The organism is Limosilactobacillus caviae (genome assembly GCF_014635905.1).
GTDB lineage: Bacteria > Bacillota > Bacilli > Lactobacillales > Lactobacillaceae > Limosilactobacillus > Limosilactobacillus caviae.
The window spans coordinates 432,369-448,155 of sequence record NZ_BMDS01000001.1 but is presented as its reverse complement, the minus strand read 5'-3'; the positions used below and the strand labels follow the sequence as shown (position 1 = coordinate 448,155).

Annotated in this window: 22 protein-coding genes; 2 read left to right on the top strand and 20 right to left on the bottom strand. The window is 38.4% G+C overall.

Annotated features, from left to right (window positions below):
* The first annotated feature begins 84 nt into the window (after positions 1–84).
* Positions 85–651, top strand: a complete 567-nt coding sequence (locus tag IEU90_RS01910; RefSeq protein WP_153709177.1) for a cob(I)yrinic acid a,c-diamide adenosyltransferase — start codon at positions 85–87, stop codon at positions 649–651.
* Positions 652–707: 56 nt separating this feature from the next.
* Here the strand turns inward: IEU90_RS01910 and IEU90_RS01905 are convergent, their stop codons facing one another.
* Positions 708–1,547 carry a GNAT family N-acetyltransferase gene (locus tag IEU90_RS01905; RefSeq protein WP_188357643.1) on the bottom strand — a complete coding sequence of 280 codons (840 nt, stop codon included), beginning with the start codon at positions 1,545–1,547 and terminating at the stop codon, positions 708–710.
* A 23-nt stretch (positions 1,548–1,570) separates the two neighbouring features.
* Complete coding sequence (locus IEU90_RS01900; RefSeq protein WP_153709179.1) at positions 1,571–2,020, bottom strand: flavodoxin; 450 nt, start codon at positions 2,018–2,020, stop codon at positions 1,571–1,573.
* A 107-nt stretch (positions 2,021–2,127) separates the two neighbouring features.
* Here IEU90_RS01900 and IEU90_RS01895 point away from each other — a divergent pair, with 107 nt between their 5' ends.
* The gene (locus IEU90_RS01895) at positions 2,128–2,556 is read left to right on the top strand and encodes a EutP/PduV family microcompartment system protein (RefSeq protein ID WP_003669919.1); all 429 of its coding nucleotides are present in this window, start codon (positions 2,128–2,130) and stop codon (positions 2,554–2,556) included.
* On the opposite strand, the gene IEU90_RS01890 is transcribed toward IEU90_RS01895, so the two are convergent.
* The 18 genes from IEU90_RS01890 to IEU90_RS01805 all read right to left on the bottom strand — a co-directional run bounded on the left by IEU90_RS01890 (position 2,549) and on the right by IEU90_RS01805 (position 15,780).
* A complete protein-coding gene (locus tag IEU90_RS01890; RefSeq protein WP_153709180.1) occupies positions 2,549–3,109 on the bottom strand; it encodes a cadmium resistance transporter in 561 nt (186 codons plus the stop codon). The genes IEU90_RS01895 and IEU90_RS01890 overlap by 8 nt on opposite strands.
* Positions 3,106–3,738 carry a histidine phosphatase family protein gene (locus tag IEU90_RS01885; protein WP_153709181.1) on the bottom strand — a complete coding sequence of 211 codons (633 nt, stop codon included), beginning with the start codon at positions 3,736–3,738 and terminating at the stop codon, positions 3,106–3,108. Before IEU90_RS01885 ends, IEU90_RS01890 begins: the two co-directional genes overlap by 4 nt.
* Before the next feature lie 147 nt (positions 3,739–3,885).
* Positions 3,886–4,680: a tyrosine-protein phosphatase gene (locus IEU90_RS01880; protein ID WP_153709182.1), complete on the bottom strand. Its 795-nt coding sequence runs from the start codon at positions 4,678–4,680 to the stop codon at positions 3,886–3,888.
* A 69-nt stretch (positions 4,681–4,749) separates the two neighbouring features.
* Positions 4,750–5,097, bottom strand: coding sequence for a BMC domain-containing protein (locus IEU90_RS01875; protein ID WP_003675166.1), 348 nt, complete (start codon positions 5,095–5,097; stop codon positions 4,750–4,752).
* Positions 5,098–5,112: 15 nt separating this feature from the next.
* Entirely contained in the window at positions 5,113–6,300 is a 1,188-nt protein-coding gene (locus IEU90_RS01870) for an acetate/propionate family kinase (protein WP_153709183.1), read from the bottom strand.
* A 23-nt stretch (positions 6,301–6,323) separates the two neighbouring features.
* Positions 6,324–7,445: a 1-propanol dehydrogenase PduQ gene (locus IEU90_RS01865; RefSeq protein WP_188357642.1), complete on the bottom strand. Its 1,122-nt coding sequence runs from the start codon at positions 7,443–7,445 to the stop codon at positions 6,324–6,326.
* Positions 7,446–7,462: 17 nt separating this feature from the next.
* On the bottom strand, positions 7,463–8,890 hold the full coding sequence (gene pduP / locus IEU90_RS01860) for a CoA-acylating propionaldehyde dehydrogenase PduP (protein WP_153709184.1): 1,428 nt from the start codon (positions 8,888–8,890) through the stop codon (positions 7,463–7,465).
* Positions 8,891–8,892: 2 nt separating this feature from the next.
* Positions 8,893–9,366, bottom strand: a complete 474-nt coding sequence (locus IEU90_RS01855; RefSeq protein WP_153709185.1) for a GlcG/HbpS family heme-binding protein — start codon at positions 9,364–9,366, stop codon at positions 8,893–8,895.
* 2 nt (positions 9,367–9,368) lie between these two features.
* On the bottom strand, positions 9,369–9,956 hold the full coding sequence (locus tag IEU90_RS01850; protein WP_153709186.1) for a cob(I)yrinic acid a,c-diamide adenosyltransferase: 588 nt from the start codon (positions 9,954–9,956) through the stop codon (positions 9,369–9,371).
* Between the two features lie 20 nt (positions 9,957–9,976).
* Positions 9,977–10,255: a EutN/CcmL family microcompartment protein gene (locus IEU90_RS01845; RefSeq protein ID WP_488168355.1), complete on the bottom strand. Its 279-nt coding sequence runs from the start codon at positions 10,253–10,255 to the stop codon at positions 9,977–9,979.
* Positions 10,237–10,740 carry a PduM family microcompartment protein gene (gene pduM, locus IEU90_RS01840; RefSeq protein ID WP_153709188.1) on the bottom strand — a complete coding sequence of 168 codons (504 nt, stop codon included), beginning with the start codon at positions 10,738–10,740 and terminating at the stop codon, positions 10,237–10,239. The genes IEU90_RS01845 and pduM overlap by 19 nt, the downstream gene beginning before the upstream one ends.
* A gap of 29 nt (positions 10,741–10,769) precedes the next feature.
* Positions 10,770–11,414, bottom strand: a complete 645-nt coding sequence (locus tag IEU90_RS01835) for a phosphate propanoyltransferase (protein ID WP_153709189.1) — start codon at positions 11,412–11,414, stop codon at positions 10,770–10,772.
* A 22-nt stretch (positions 11,415–11,436) separates the two neighbouring features.
* Positions 11,437–11,727, bottom strand: coding sequence for a BMC domain-containing protein (locus IEU90_RS01830; protein WP_308738375.1), 291 nt, complete (start codon positions 11,725–11,727; stop codon positions 11,437–11,439).
* Positions 11,728–11,736: 9 nt separating this feature from the next.
* The gene (locus IEU90_RS01825; RefSeq protein WP_153709191.1) at positions 11,737–12,312 is read right to left on the bottom strand and encodes a BMC domain-containing protein; all 576 of its coding nucleotides are present in this window, start codon (positions 12,310–12,312) and stop codon (positions 11,737–11,739) included.
* A gap of 7 nt (positions 12,313–12,319) precedes the next feature.
* Complete coding sequence (locus tag IEU90_RS01820; protein ID WP_153709192.1) at positions 12,320–12,700, bottom strand: glycerol dehydratase reactivase beta/small subunit family protein; 381 nt, start codon at positions 12,698–12,700, stop codon at positions 12,320–12,322.
* Positions 12,666–14,513 (bottom strand): diol dehydratase reactivase subunit alpha, encoded by a 1,848-nt coding sequence (locus tag IEU90_RS01815; protein ID WP_188357641.1) that lies wholly within the window; start codon positions 14,511–14,513, stop codon positions 12,666–12,668. The genes IEU90_RS01820 and IEU90_RS01815 overlap by 35 nt, the downstream gene beginning before the upstream one ends.
* A 27-nt stretch (positions 14,514–14,540) precedes the next feature.
* A complete protein-coding gene (locus tag IEU90_RS01810; RefSeq protein ID WP_153709194.1) occupies positions 14,541–15,056 on the bottom strand; it encodes a diol dehydratase small subunit in 516 nt (171 codons plus the stop codon).
* 13 nt (positions 15,057–15,069) lie between these two features.
* On the bottom strand, positions 15,070–15,780 hold the full coding sequence (locus IEU90_RS01805; protein ID WP_153709195.1) for a propanediol/glycerol family dehydratase medium subunit: 711 nt from the start codon (positions 15,778–15,780) through the stop codon (positions 15,070–15,072).
* Between the last annotated feature and the right edge of the window lie 7 nt (positions 15,781–15,787).

Genomic DNA, 15,787 nt, shown 5'->3' with positions numbered 1-15,787 from the left:
ATTTAGTCGATTATTGTAAAATCAGCCGACTCATTATTGTTTAAGGAGTAAAATTAGAGCAAAATAATGAAAGGATTAAGTCAAATGAAAATCTACACCAAGAATGGCGACAAGGGTCAAACAAGGATCATCGGAAAGCAAATCCTCTTCAAAAGTGATCCACGTGTTGAGGCATATGGAGAAATTGATGAGCTTAATTCATGGGTCGGTTATACTAGATCACTTTTAACCCCGCAAACAGCAAAGTTATCTAATGAATTAGAAGAAATACAACAACTGTTATTTGATTGCGGGCACGATTTAGCGACTCCTGCTGAAGACGAACGACATTCATTTGAATTTCATCAAAAAGAGCCAACAGCTTGGCTTGAACAAAAAATTGACACTTACACAGAAACAGTTCCAGCAGTAAAAAAGTTTATCCTTCCGGGCGGCAGTCAGGTAGCTTCTGCACTTCATGTTGCGCGAACAACTACTCGTCGTGCAGAAAGACGCATTGTTCTATTGATGCAGGAAGAAGAAATAAACCAAGACGTGTTGAGCTTTATTAACCGCCTTTCTGATTACTTCTTTGCGGCAGCTCGATATGCCAACTATCTTGATCAAAAACAGGACGTACTCTACCGCAACAGCAAAGACGTGTTTCACTAGCCCCCACAAAAAAAGAGAAATTACACTTCAGAATTAATCTGAGTGTAGTTTCTCTTTTACTTTACAAAAATATTTTGAAATTGCGGATGTGTTTCTAAATAGCTTTTAGCAAATGGACAGTTAGCCTTTACTTGGCGGTCCGCTCCTTCAACAAGCCACATTAGCGTTGTCATTATCTTGTTTGCGAGCCCTTGACCGCGACATTCAGGAGCCACCGTAACTTCCTCAATCACTACCGTTTTTCTCTCTGAATTATCCAATGTGATTGTCGCAATCTTAGTTCCTGAACCATCTAATAATGCCAATTCATTTGGTGAATAGCAGAAATTATGCCCCATATCAATACATGCTTGATATGGCAAGCTACTCTCACCGATAAATTGGGCAAAATCTTTAATATCCTGAGCTAAACGGCTTGCAAGTTTTGTATCATGATTACGGCCATCCTTGAATACTGATTGAACATTACCAATCGCAATTGTACAATTCATTACCCTCATCCCCAAGTACCGTAATACCTGGTGAAGGTGTGCATTAGCAATAATACCTCCCTTTTCGCCTGCAGAATCAGTCATTGCTAATACTGGCTTTCCCATCAAATGCTGGTTAGGCGAAGGAACCGAAAGAACATCTAATGCGTTTTTCAATCCCCCTGGAATCGAATAATTATACTCCTGTGTCACAATCAGTAACGCGTCGACACTATCTGTTGCTTTTCTAAATGCTTGCCATTCGATTGGCGGCTTTTTCTCTAAATCCGGATTATAGAACGGTAATATTGAGTAATTCAACTCTACAAACTCAAGACTAGTAGGAAGAGCAGTAAAATAATCAGCTACCTTTCGACTGTATGAATCTTTACTTAAGCTACCAATTAATACCCCAACTCTTGCCATTATAACCATTCCTTTCAAACTACTTACTTAGTCGCAGTTTCAACCAATCCTTTTGCAAATGTATTTAAGCGTTCAATATCTTCTTCATAAGGCTCTAAATCGATCTTCACTTTTTCAGCCCCTGATGTTGCCCCTGCCTTTTTAAATGCTTCATCAAAGTGATCAACGGTTGTATTAAAATATTCACCATAAAATTTATCGCCTGAGCCTGCAACTCCATAGACCTTGCCCGTCAAATCCGTTTCCTGGAGGTCATCATAAAAATCTAGTCCCTCTTCGGGCATTGCGCCTTCGTCATATGTATATGCGCATACAACTAAAATGTCGGCCTTAGCAAACTCAGTAACATCCGTCTGAGAAATCTCTGACTCAATCACTTTTACGTTTAATTTCGTTAAACTATCACAAACAATATTTGCAACTTCCTCATTATTGCCAGTCATTGTGGCATAAACTACATGTGCCGTTAACATTTTGTATTCCTCACTTAATTATTTAATATTCCATGGCTATGTGTAACCGCTTTTATTATAATACAGTTAAATAGTATAATTTTATAGAATTTACTGGAGGCAGTAACATGAAAAGGACTATGTTTATTGGTGCAATCGCTTGTGGAAAAACAACACTTACCCAACGTTTAGAACATCAGCAAATTAGATATAACAAAACGCAAGCTGTTGAGTTCACTTCAAATATCATTGACACACCAGGTGAATACATGGAACATCACAATATGATGAGCACGCTCCGTGTAACTTCAATGGATGCGGATATCGTGGTTTTATTACAAAGTGCTGTTGATAAGCGATTGGTTTTCCCTGCTGGTTTCTGCTCAATGTTTAGTAAGCCAACAATCGGCGTTATTACTAAAATTGATTTGGTAAATGACCCAGCTGATATTGAATATTCAAAAAAACTATTGCTTAGTGCCGGAGTCAAAAAGGTTATCCCCATCTCCGCCGTCAAAAATATCAATATCGATAAATTGCTTGCAGAGCTTAATTAATTAATATCCACAAGTGATTTATTAAATGACTATTCCAAATTATATATAATCCTGCTAAAACGTATACGATCTTACTTCCATAATTACCATATTTTTCTAATAATCCTGCAATCGGACCGAATGAAATAATTGCTTTCCCTAATAAGATAAGGATAATTGAACAAATTGTAAAAATTATTCCAATCTGGAGTATTTCCAGCCACGATAAATTTACCGCCCAAGGAATATAAACGGCTAAGTTATCACCGCCAAGGCTTAAACAAAACAAGAACAATGATATAAAACCCGTATTAATATTCTCATTATCATCGTCATTTTGACCGAATACTGCTAGAAAAATTAAAACGATTCCCATAAAGCCCGTAATCCAGTCAGGAAAAAGCGCTGCTAAGCCTTTTCCTAACACTACCCCTAAAATCCATAACGTAATCGTTGCTGTAACAAAAGCAATAATTGGCAATCGATAGTTATAGTTTCGTAAAACGAATAACAGGGCAATGAAAGTATCAATGTTCAACCCGATAAAAATCATTAGGACTGCCAAAAGATTCATAATTTATCAATTCCTTTAAGTGGCCTGTTATAATAACATACCTTCTGCTTTCCAGTCACCGGATCAACTTGAATTTTACTAACACTCAAATTTCGCGGATTCTTAAAAGCAGTACCGTCTGTGTTATTCAAACACAAAGAGATAATATTTTTGATTACCCAGCCGTGTGTCACAACTAAGATTGTTTGACTAGGATATTCTCGTGAAATTTCAGTAACAAACGTCCAGACTCTCTTCCGTGCATGTGCGAAGCTTTCACCATTGTTGATTTCAATCGAGTGCGGATAAACATCGTTGGTTTCCGAATCAAAATATGTTGTGTACTGCCTTTTCAAGTCAGCAATCGCCGTTCCGTTCCACTGTCCATATGAGATTTCTGACAGTCGTGAATCAACCCGCACATTGATATTGGTGTGATTACAAATGATTTTACTGGTCGCTAATGCTCTTTTTAACGGACTAGTGTAAGCAAAATCAATTTGGTTATGCTTTAACACTTCTTGATAGGCTTTTGCATCTGCAATGCCCCGCTCTGTTAGTGTTGCAAGCCTATTATTTAGCGTTCCCTGAATATAATTTAGCCGATTCGCATAAGTTTCACCATGACGGATTAAAAGAAGAGTTGTCATTACTATCACCTAAAATAATTATGTATAAATAAAGCAGTTAATAATGTTACCGCTTTACTTATTTTAATCATATCGTAAGATGGGCAAAAGCTTAACCGTAAAATTAAGCTTTTGCCCATCTTTACTCAAGTATTCAAACAACTTAAATTACTTTTCTAGGTACAGATACTTTAACTGTTCAACCATTGAATTACTAATTTGCAAGACATCATGTAAATAATTTTGCATTCCGCCATATTTAGAATTGATTAGAGAGATTGCCTGATCATAATAACACTTGTTAGCTGTTGAAAGATCATAAATTGAGTGCAAGTAATTCTCACCCAGATCAGCCTCCACAGCAAAGCGCAACCGTTCCTTTATTCTTTTAACAGAAGTTTTATTAGTTAAAATATAATCCTCATAAATTGTGGATTCTGGAACACCTAGCAAACTTAGCAAGTAAATAGCTGCTAACCCTGTTCGATCTTTTCCTGCCGAACAATGAAACAAAATTCCGCCTTGCGTTGAATGCAGGCATAGTTTTTTTATAAATTGATGAAAAGCTTCCTGCGCTTGCTCATCAGTAACAAATTGGCGATACACAGATAGCATCCGATTAAATCCCGCTCGCGGATCTTTGGAAAATACTTTCCGCGCTTCAATAATGTCAACGTTGCTCTCAGTAATATCATTATCAAATACTGGTATTCGAATATACTTTATCAATGATGTTAATTGGTCCGGATACAATGCAACTTCTGATGTTGAGCGGAAATCAATCACTGCCCTTATGCCATACCTATAAAGTTCTCGTTGCTCAAATCGATCAAAATAGGAGAGATGCGCAGAACGAACGAGAGTGTTCCATTTTAAGACCTGACCGTTTAGCGTCTTATACCCGCCAAGATCACGAAAATTAAAACCATTATTAAACGTCAAGATCCGCTGGTGCGTCGTCATTTTGCATCCCCCTCCTTTCTAAAGAAGTGTATTCATTCATACAATTTACTGAATGAATACACTTCTAAACTATGTTCGTGTAATCTCAGGAACATCAAAACCTAGTAATGCATGTAGTTTATCAACAACATGACGCAAAGCCGATTCAACCTCGGAAACTTCACCGACGATAACAACTGACCCACTAAAACGATCAATAAAACCTAAGGTAACGTTACTGGATTTTGTTGCAATATCACCAGCAATAATTGATGCTTCACTAGGCGTAATTGTTAGAATCCCAAGTGCATTTTTAGGTGTCTGAATTCCCAATTTTTCGTAAATATCTGGCGTAGGATTGGCTACAATATGGGCTAATGTCACCTGCTTACCTGGAACATATTCTTGAATTGTTCGTTGAATATCCTGTCTAGCCATAACACCATCCCTATCCTACTGTTGCTGAGTTACATTCATTACATCACGAGCAATAATGATCTCTTCGTTTGTCGGAATAACTGCAACCTTAACTTTACTATCCGGTGCTTCAATACTAAGCGCATTCTGCTTATTTTTTTCTTCATCAATCTTAACCCCAAGATAATCAAGGTTTTTACAAATTTGACTACGAATATAAGCAGCATGTTCGCCAATTCCCGCAGTAAATACTAAGGTGTCTAATCCGTCAAGGTCAGTTGTATAAGCACCGATATATTGCTGAATCGAGTGAACAAATACATCTAATGCTAACTGAGCACGTTCATTACCATTTTTAGCCGCACTTTCAATTTCCCGTTCATCATTAGAAATTCCTGATAATCCCTTTAAACCGGAATCTTCATTCATAATTCGGCGCATTTCGTGAGAATCAATGTTAAGTTCTTCTTCTAAAAATGGAATTATTTCTGGATCAATATCCCCACAACGGGTTCCCATTACAACCCCTGCTAAAGGTGTAAAGCCCATTGATGAGTTAACTGACTTCCCGTCTAAAATTGCTGAAACGCTCGATCCATTACCCAAATGGCATGTAATCATGCGGCGCGTCTTTTCTTTTCCAAATAATTCCCGTGCCTTTTCAGAAACATATTGGTGGGAAGGAGCATGGAACCCATAACGACGAATTTGATATTTTTCATAAAACTCATATGGCAAAGCATACATATAAGCCTTCTTAGGAATCGTATGATGGAACGAATTATCGAAAGTAACAACTTCTTTGGCATCTGGAAGGAATTTCTCAAAAGCCTTTATTCCCGCTAAACCATTTGGATTATGGAGAGGAGATAATACCTTTAATTCATCAATTCGTTTTTCTACTTCTGGAGTGACCGCTACTGCATGCGTATAGTAGCTCCCACCATGAGAGATACGGTGACCGACACCGTAAATTTCAGACTTATCCTTGACAACCCCGCTTGACATCAGAACATCAATTATATGATCAATTGCTTCTGAATGATTCTTTAATGGTAGTTGTCTAGTTTCTCCAGTTTTTTCAGTTTTGTATGAAAGCTGACTTGTTGAAGAACCGAGATTTTCTGCAGAGCCGCTAATTAATAATTTTTCTTCTGGCATCAAATAAAGTTTAAATTTGATTGATGAACTACCAGAATTAATTGCAAGTATTTTTTTAGACATCTAATCACTCCAAATAAACTAAGTTAACGAATTATTGCTTCGTAAATCATCTTCAGATCATCATCTGAAGGAACAACCGGATTGCCTGGGAATGTTGCGTCCTTCTTCGCGTTAGCAACAACTGTATCGGCAGCTGCTTCTGCTTTTGCGTGATCAACTCCAAATGCTTGGAGGGTCATTGGACAATTCATTTGCCGTGCCATTTCACGAATCTTTGCAATCAGCCGCTTAACAGCCAAACGGTCACCAACCCCAGGTGCAGCAATTCCGGCTTTCTTAGCAGCAACTGCAAACTTGTGCAGAGCCTCCTCACAGTGTTCAGCATTATATGCAACAACATATGGTAATAACATTGTGTTTGCTAAACCATGAGGAACGTGGAAGTTAGCACCTAATTGGTGGGCAATTGAATGACAAATACCAAGTCCAGCAATATTAAAGGCTGTTCCCGCAATATTAGACGCTTCATGAACAATCTTACGTGCGTCAACATTGTCACCATGACGGTAACATTCAACAAGACATTTAGTTACCGCATCAATTGCTTCTTCTGATAATGCAACGGTAAATAAATTAGCGTCCTTAGCAACTAATGATTCAAGGGCATGAGTTAAAACATCCATTCCAGAATAAGCAGTAACACTCTTTGGTGCAGTCATAACCAATTTAGGATCAAGCAAAGCACAGTCTGGTGTTAAATAGTCTTCAAGAATTGGAATCTTACGATGTTCTTTAGTATCAGAAATAACAGCGGTATTTGTAACTTCTGAACCAGTTCCACTTGTTGTTGGAATTGCAATATACTCATTAATCTTGCACTTACCAAGTTTTTCACCAAAGAAGCGAATTCCTTTACCGGTGTCCATTGCAGAACCACCACCGATACCAATTACAATTGTTGGTTTCAGCTTTAAGAATTGTTGAACCCCTTCCATAATCTTATCCAGTGGTGGATCTGGGACAACATCAGAGAAAATCTCGCATTTATTACTATCATTAATATGACTTTCAATTTCCTTTAATGTGTCACTACCTGGCAAGAATGAATCACAAACTAATAAAATTCGTTCATTTTGAAGGGTTTCTAACTCCTTCAAACTATCTGTTCCCGAATAAATACGGGTTGGCATACTAAATTTTTCCATCGGCATTATGCCTCCCATTAGTACCAATTACGGACTGAGAACCCTTGTGGCGAATTCAAACGAACACGGCGAGTAAAGGTTCTTGCAGTACATGTTCCTTCACCAGTTGGCGTAGCAATTGTTAATGCTGAAGCACCTGAGTGAGCACCATTATCAGCAACACCTGTTCCAACATAGGATGGACCATTAACAACAAAGATTGAACATTGCATCCGGTGAGCAGCATTATTAATATGCTTCAAATTATTAGAATGAATAGTTGCAGTATGGTGGTTGCCTTGCTCTACTTCAACAGCGGTATTTAAGACGTCATCAAACGTTGGGCAAGAAACAACCGGTAAGATTGGCATTAACATTTCTGTCATTACTAATGGATGTTCCTTTGGTAATTCACAGATAATTTCTACCGGATGACCAGTGTATGGAATATTAGCTTGGTCTAAGATGTAGGTTGCATCCTTACCAACAAACTTCCGATCAGGAGCACCATTATCTTGAATGCACATATCAGCAAGTTTATCAGCCTGCTCACGGTTAACAACAAAAGCACCTTCATCTTGCATCTTCCGGATTAATTCATCCTTAATGCTGCTTTCTGCAACAACTTCCTTTTCAGCAGTACATAAAATATCATTATCAAATGAAGCTGAAGTAATAATATTATGCGCAGCTAGGTCGATATCAGCTGTAGCATCAACCATTGCTGGAGGATTACCTGGGCCAGCACCAACAGCCTTCTTACCACTAGTCATTGCTTGGTGAACAACAGCAGGTCCACCGGTTACGGCAAGCATAGCAATATCTGGATGCTGCATCATCTGTTGAACGGATTCAATTGTTGGTGTTTCGATACTTACAACTAAATTGTGAAGACCGGTTGCATCAGCAATGAAGTCGTTCATCTTTTCAATCGTCCAACGAGTTATGTTCTTAGCACCAGGGTGAGCACCAAAGTATAGCGTATTTCCACCAGCAAGCATCATAATTGCATTTGCAATAACTGTTTCAGAAGGATTTGTACTTGGACCAACAGCACCAATAACACCGTATGGTAACCGTTCATACATAACCATTCCGCCATCGCCGTTTTCAGTGACTGGTTCAAGGATTTCTGGGCCTGGAGTGTTGTATAAAGCATTATGCAATTTAGCAATCTTTGCTTCTACCGTTCCCATTCCAGTTTCTTCTTTGATGTCCTTTGCCATCTTTTCAATATATGGACGGAAACCTTCCTTGATAGCATCAATTACTTGTTGCCGAACCGCAATTGGCTTGTCACGGTATACTTCTTGAGCAGCTTTAGCAGCAGCAATTGCATCATTAACATTGGTAAAAATACCACGATGTCCATCATCGTTGGTAACTGCTGTACTGTTAGAACTAGCATTATCTAATTCTTCCGCTAGGATCTTGCGAACAGCACTTTCAATATCATTGATCTGCATATCTATTTACTCTCCTTCAAGAATTCTGCAACAGCAGCTTCACAAATTGATTGATCTTCTTCAACCAATCCACCGCTAACACCAATTGAACCAATAATTTCATCATTAATCTTCAATGGAATACCACCAGCAAATGATGCTAAGCGACCATCAAGCATTGTTTCCATTTGGTACAATCCGGCACCAGGTTGGATATCTTTACTGATATCTTTTGTTGGTTCCTTCATTGCAAGTGCAGACCATGCCTTTTTAGGAGCAAGCGTACAACTTACTAAGTTAGCATTTGGCATATGGTAACTCATTTGAAGTACTTGATCAGCCTTCATAATTGCAATTGTTACGCCTACGCCAAGCTCATTAGCACGGGCAACAGCTGCATCAATTACCTTTTCCATTTTATGACGATCAAATAAGTTCTTAGAATTATTGCTATTGATTACGCTTTCAACAATCTTACTAATTTGTTCTTCATTCATTCTTAACGCACGTCCTTTTCTTCCTGATAACGTTGATAGATTTTAATCACATTATCAGTAACTGTATTTAATAAATCCTCGTAGTCCTCATCACGAGCCACGATATACAGGAAATCAGATAATCGGTTTACGTATCGCTCTAACTCTGGACGAAACTTAACATCTTTTGATAATCTGACAAATAATCTTTCGGCTCGTCGACAAATCGTCCGACAAACATGGAGTTGTGCACCAGCAGTACTTGACCCCGGTAAGATAAAGCTATGAACTGGCGGCAACTTAGCTGTATATTCATCGATTATTTTTTCTAATCGACGAGTATCTTCATCGGTAATAATTTTACTTTTATCTGTAAAATATTGCCTTTTTTCGGTAGCTATCTCACCTTGAAGAAAAAACATCTTATATTCGACTTCTTGCAGAAGTTTTTTATTACGTTTACTCTCACAAAATTTATCTGCCAAACTGATATTGGCATTTAATTCATCAAAAGTTCCGTAAGTTTCAACTCGCAAAGAGTCTTTAGGCACCCTTGTACCATCAAATAAGCTTGTTTCTCCTTTGTCACCACCTTTTGTGTAAATAGCCATTTTAATTCCTCCAATGTGTACTACTTATCAAAACGGTCAATTATTCCTACAATAGTACAATCATTAACATCCCTAGGTTGGTCCTCATCACGTTCTCTATCAGCACGTCTTGCACCAGCGCCTCTTACGATTAATACATTGTCACCAATCCCAGCATTTACCGTATCGGCTGCGACCTGTTCAAATCTCACCGGTTGCTGGTCAGAATTAATCTGCTGGACAATCATTAGCTTTTTCCCAACTAGAGATGGATCCTTTTGGGTTGCAACAACACTACCTACTACTCTCGCCATATACAATTTTCTTCAGTCCTAATCTTAATTTTTATTTTTTTATAGTTACAAATATCAATCGCTTCATCAGTAATAAACTGCTTTTGATATCTGACAAGAATTGATTTATCTGGTTTAGCAGCTATTTCTCCTCTTGTAATAATTCGATTATGACTGGCAATCACTGGCGATTCATTATCAACAACAAAGAGGATTGGCCAGTCTAAAATCATCATTCGTGGAATAAAATTAACCATTTGTTCGTTAATCAAAAAATAAAATTTAACATCATAGCTAATTCCTTCTAACACCCAGTTAACCCAAGCATTAGTTTTTTCCATTGAATACAAATCCTTTACTAGACTAATTGATATATTTCTAAGAATAACTTTTCCGTTCCGCAAAAAAATTTGTTCACTAGGCGGGGCAACCTGCTGATTAAAAGAAACATCCGTACTAGTACGCTTTCGTTCTTCTAATCGGTGCATAACCTGTTGTAATAGGCTATCCATTTATTCACCCCCTCGTAATCCTTAAAGAGTTAATCTTTTTTCTTAATGATGACTTTTCCGTAAGAATTGTTACCTAGTCCAACATTTGCAGCATTGGCTTCGTCTGTATCAATATGCATTTCAAGAACGAAATCTTCACGTGGACGGGCAACAACGTCATCAAAAATTGTCTTACGTCCACCATCGCCATCAACTTCAACCTGCATAGAGTCGCCAAGCTTAACACCAAAACGTTTAGCATCTTCAAGGCTCATGTGGATGTGTCGTTTAGCAACAATTACACCTTGAATTTCAATCTCAGCATATGGTGATCGAACCTTAATTGACGGCGTACCATCAAGATCACCTGACATCCTAATTGGCGCATCTATTCCAAGCGTAAAGTTTTCAGAACGAGCAATTTCAACTTGTGAATGTGAACGATATGGTCCCATTAATCGAACATTCTTGATTGTTCCCTTTGGTCCGATTAAATCCACTGTCTGTTTTGCAGCAAAATCAGCATGTTGCCGCAACTTCTTAAGCATTTCTATTTTCTGCCCAGGGAAGAGTTTTTGAAAATCTTCTTCAGTTAAGTGAACATGGTGATTTGAAACACCAATCGGAACGAGATTAGGATTAAGGGTTTCCTTAATAATCGCCCGAATAAGCGTCCTTAAATGTTCTTCATCCATAAATAATCTTCCTTTATTTTAACTATTCAGCGTCACTGCCTGATACTGGTAAGATCTTTTCAACTTCTTCGTGAGGACGTGGAATTACGTAAGATGATACAACTTCACCAACGCCTTCAGCAGCTTGAACCCCAGCATCAACAGCGGCTTTTACAGCACCAACATCACCACGGATCATAACAGTTACTAATCCGCTACCAATTTTTTCTTGACCTGTTAATGTAACATTAGCTGCCTTTACCATTTGATCAGCTGCTTCAATTGATGCAACTAAACCTTTAGTTTCAATCATTCCTAAAGCGTTATTCATAATATATTCCTCCTATTTTTTCTTTAATTCGTTGTAATGAATGCACTTTTTATGTGGTTCACCTAATTTTCGTGGACACTTTGGATCACCGCACATGTTGCATGTGACCTTTTTATTAGAACTTACATCCTGCTCATTATCAGGACCGTCTACTGTTTTAGAATTATCTGATGACAGTGGTTCTTCATCTTTAATTGAAGATTCTTCGACCTGTTCATCTACTTTTTCATTAATGCTATCTTCAACTGGCTCCGGTTTAATCGTTATTGTTTTCTCCATCGGTTTTTGATTAGGCTCTTTCTTCTTGGGACCTTGATTTAATAAATCTGTCTTTCCTAAAGAACTTAATCCCGAAGCAGGACGACCAATAACCACTGACGTTACATACACATTCGGCAAATAATCCTTAACGGCTTCAACAGCAACCGTTACAGCAGATAGTTCACCGCTAACTTGTAATGTAACCCAGCCATTTCCCTTTGTATTTTGAATACTACTAAGGTCAACATCCGCAGTCTTTAGCATTCGATCAGCAGCAACAATAGCACCAGATAATCCATTACATTCTACATAGCCTAAAGACTTCATAACTAAATCACCTGTTTACCATTTCCTTAAAGGGAATTCCCTTTACTAATCGCGCTGCATTTGCTCCTAGAATTCGTAATTGCTTACCATCGCTAATTGTTTCATCGAATAGCGGTTTATCTTCTTTTAAATTTTTATAGTGAACGATAAAACGATCACCATCAAAAGCAATCCCAACCGATAATCGCGATGCAAGCGCCGATTGATATGCTCGGCTTACAACGTTATCAATATCGATTTCTCTGACCGCTACTGGTATTTGTTCTTCTTCAATCCCGTTAAATAGTGGTGTAGCACTCTTGGGAATAGCAGTTCCATTTTCAACACCCACGATGATTGAAGGACGCTCTGAATCATTGTTCATATTGCTTCCTTCTTTCTTCGCCATAACGGAGAATCAATCCTGTCGCAACGGCATTTCTTGGTCCTTCTATTCCACGAACATTTCCACGACCAGCAACTAAATTAAAATGCGCTAATTCATCTGTTACTAATTGTGGTATCTCGAAGTCTAAGGCAGAACCACCAACAATTACAACAAATGGAATATCACGAATGTTACCTGTTGGGCTAACGTACCTAAGAGCTCGCAATGCATTTGTTACAAACACACGCTTTTTTGCACTTTGGCGAACCAGCTTGATCTTCTCAATGCTTGGATTTCCGGTAACCGGTTCATACCCATCTGGTTTAATTACAACGACACGGGCAAACAATGACGACGGAAGCGGATCTTCAAAGAACTGTACTGATCCGTCCTCATGCCGAATTTGGAATATGTTTTCGACTTTAGCTAATGGATAGCGCTTAATATCCTCTGCCAAGTGAATGTCATTTAATCCCAATTCAGAGTTAATAATCATCGTAACCATGTCACCAGCACCAGCTAAGTGAATTGCTACAGTTTGGTCTTCTTTATTGATAATTGAAGCATCTGTTGATCCGGCACCTAAGTCAAGAATTGCAATCGGTTTATCTGTTCCTGGCGTTGTTAAAGCACCACGAATTGCAGATTCAACTTCAGCACCACCAATCTCAACTTTCGTATGGAATTCATCTTCAATTAACTTAGCAATTACTTCCATTTGAAGGTGATCAGATTTAACCATTGCAGCAATTCCAACTGCCGATTCATTAGAGAACTCACCAGCCAAACCGCCACGAACTTCTACAGGTACCTGTGTATCTACAGCCAGCAAATCTTGAATAGCAATTTCACTATTCTTCTTTCCAGTTAAGTCAGCCATTGTCTGGCGAACATTTTCAAGCATTCCACCAACATTAGTCCCAGATTCCCCGGTAATATCATTAATATGACGGAAACTAGAAACCTTCTTCATAATGGCATCAGCACCTTCTGAAACGCCGACTTCTTCTTTTCCCGTATCACCGTTAATGATAATATTTCCTGCTGGGATTACACGTGCCTTGACATCCCCTGCTGGTGTCTTAATAACAACAGCAGAGCGGTTACCAATAAGCGCACGTGAGACTGGAACAATGTTTTTAGTTTCTTCGGAATTTAATCCAAATAAGGTAGCAATACCATATGGATTCGAAAGCTGCGAGATAACCTGTCCCGGACCAGCAACCTCAACAGCTGCCAACATGTCTAACGGAACTTTATCAATCATGGCAACTTCATCAACAATCGGGATTGGCTTATTCAATCGATTATCAACTAACACACCATCATCATTTTTTAAAATTGCAGCTGTAATCTTATAACCTGAAGCAACATATGCATTAATCAACTTAGCAACGTCTTCAAAATCAATATCTTTAGGAACAACAACAATATAGTTTTTATTTTTATCAGTCTTTTTTACAAGATCTAATAGTTTAACCGTTATTCCTGCTCCTGTCCCAATACCGCCTGGAGTATCAGGATTGTGCCCGATCATGGTTGACTCAGTCACGACAGTTTCAGTAATTGTTTCCATCGCTACGTCACCAATAACCGGTGTTGCCTCATTAATCCTAATAAGATCAATATCATTAATTGTTAAATTAGCCTTATTAAGAACTTGATTGATGGAATCTCTAATTCCAACTAGGTTTTGCTTTGTACCCTTGATACCAGTAGTAGGGGCTATTCCAGAGCCAATAAAGTTAATTGTTCCATTATCGGCAACATCAGCTAACGCTACTTCAGTGGAAGAATTACCAATATCAACACCAATTACCTTTTCAGTTGCCATACAAAAAACTCCCTACTTTATCAAATACTAGTTATCACCCTTGAGCTTCTTTCGGCTTTCATAGTAATCTGCAGCTTCTTCAAACCAAGCCGCACATACTTCAGCATGATATTTATCACGAAGCTCTTTAGCAATATCTAATAATTCTTGCTTTGTCGAACGGAATGGACGTAATGCATCATACATTTGTAAGACACGATCATCTGGTACACGCGTTAATTCAGCAGCCCGTTGCAGGTTCTTTTGAATTGCTGGTCGACCAGCATTTGCGGCAATCTCACCTTGGAGTTTTAGAGCTTCTGGAGTAATACGTAATTCTTTTGGATCAACTTGGTTATTTACAACCTTTTGTAAGGTAATGTCATCAAGGTTTGATCCCTTTGGCGTCTTTACTAAATCACGGTGTTTTTGGTAAAGAGGATAGTCATCTGCTGTCATTTCCTTACCATTATTTACTGAAGTAGCACTTGCTGAACTGTCAGAAGATGAGCTATTTCCCATCTGTGCCATGATCTTTGCTACTAAATCATCAACTTCACTCATCTGTTATGCCTCCTTAATCGAACGTAACTTTGATTTCTTCTTCAGGCTTTCCAACAACAACTTGATGAGTTTCACGAATATGCATAATTGCTGAAATAGCTTGGTAGTGAATACGAGCAAGTTGATCGTTCTTAGCTGGAACTGGTTCTGGAGATTCGCCTTTAGCATACATCGCTGCATTTTTACCAATTGCCCGGAAGGTTTCTGGTGTAAGAACCGGAGCCTGTGGGAATAGTTCAAGATTACCTAATGGGTCTTGATCCTTTTGGTGAATAACAGTTGTTCCTTTAGATTGGATACCAATTGCAATTCCTGAACCAGATAAGTGATCACCTTGAACAGCACAGAAAGCAACATCTGAGGTCCGGTATACCTTGATTACTCGAGCCTTAAGTCCTTCTTCTTCAATACCGGCAATTACCTGCCGAAGAACTTCTTTATGTGGAATACCAGTTTCAGTTTTATCTAAAACTGTCGCAAATGCAGGTGCAACGGCAATTACAACTTCATCCTTTGAGTAACCTGGTTTTGCTTCACCAATTGGTTGGAACCAATCAAGTTTCTTTTCAGGAACCGCCTTACTGTTTGGTTGTTGAACTTCTTCGGTAGCAGTTGCAGTGCTGTTATTATCCTTGTCAAAATTGATTTTAGTATCAATTTGATTAGTCTCGTTTAAAACTTCTTTAACGATCTTACGAAGTAAATTTTCATCGATATCAGCCATAAGAGAT